Origin of the sequence: Melaminivora alkalimesophila (genome assembly GCF_000282995.1) — a bacterium.
In the GTDB taxonomy this organism is placed as follows: Bacteria; Pseudomonadota; Gammaproteobacteria; order Burkholderiales; family Burkholderiaceae_C; genus Melaminivora; species Melaminivora alkalimesophila.
Window position 1 is genome coordinate 1 of sequence record NZ_ALEE01000685.1, and the last position, 1,193, is coordinate 1,193.

Annotated in this window: 1 protein-coding gene and 1 pseudogene; both read right to left on the reverse strand. The window is 74.6% G+C overall.

Annotated features, from left to right (window positions below):
- Nucleotides 1–368, reverse strand: a pseudogene (locus A612_RS13345) (hypothetical protein); the annotation flags it as partial.
- A gap of 108 nt (nt 369–476) precedes the next feature.
- A partial coding sequence (locus tag A612_RS13350; RefSeq protein ID WP_019374965.1) for a DMT family transporter occupies nt 477–1,193 on the reverse strand: 717 nt, incomplete at its 5' end.

Sequence of the window (1,193 nt, forward strand, 5' to 3'; positions counted from 1 at the left end):
CCCAGCCGCTCGGCCGCGAGGCGCCAGCCCAGGCCGAGCGCCACGCTGCTGCCGGCCAGCAGGCCGCCCGTCAGCCAGGCGCCGCTGCCCGCCGCCAGCAGGGCGCCGGCGAGGGCCACCGCGCCGGCCGCCACCCCCGCTGCGCCCCCCCAGAGGAACGCGGCCGAGGCGATGAAGCCCAGGTGGACCGGGCCGAGCTCGGGCACGGCGACCAGAGCCCCTTGCCAGGCGAGCAGCGCCGATGCCAGCCCCCACAGCAGCCCCAGGGCGAGCCGGGTGTTGCGGCGCGGGTGCACCAGCTTGCGCTGGGGAAGCGCCGCGAGGCCTCCCAGCAACAGCAGGTGCAGGGCGGACGCCAGAATGTCCACTCAGGCCCCGCCGCTGGGCCCAGGCACTGCGGGCCGGAAGAAAACGGAATGCAGGCTCGCCATGTATCGAAGTGTAGTTTCGCTTGGTTCGCAGCTGTCCGCGGAGCCTCAGGGGCGGCCGACGCCGCCCCGGCGCGCCTCCAGGAGGCCGGTGGAGAGCATCGTCCCGCAGACGATGACCAGCCCGCAGCCGAGCATCCAGACGGTCACCGCCTCGCCCAGGAAAAGCGCGCCGTAGCACACGGCAAATACCGGCGCCAGAAAGGTCACGGCCAGCGCACGGCTCGGGCCGGCGCGCTCGATCAGGCGGAAGTACAGCAGGTAGGCGATGCCGGTGCACAGCAGCGCGATGGCAGCGATGGCGGCCCAAGCGCGCAGGCTGGGCGATCCCTCGGGCCATGCCCAGACGGTGGGCAGCGCCAGCGCCAGCGCCGCGCCGATCTGGCTGCCGGTGGTGCAGGCCAGGGGCGGCACGCCCCGGAGGTAGCGCTGGGCGAAGCTGGCGGCCACCGCGTAGCAGGTGGAGGCGCACAGGCAGGCGAGCACCGCCCAGCCCGCCTGGGCCGAGCCTTGCGCGGTCGCCGCCGGCGCGCGCCAGGCCAGCAGCGCCACGCCGGCAAGGCCCATCGCCAGGCCGATCCAGCGCAGCCGCGAGATGCGCTCGCCCAGCCACAGCCAGGCCACCAGCGCGCCGAACAGCGGGACCGCTGCGTTCAGGATGGAGCTCAGCCCCGTGGCGATGTGCATCACGGCCCAGGCGAACAGGGCGAAGGGAATCGCAGAGTTGATGACGCCGGCCAGCAGGGCCGGCTTCCAGTGGCGGGG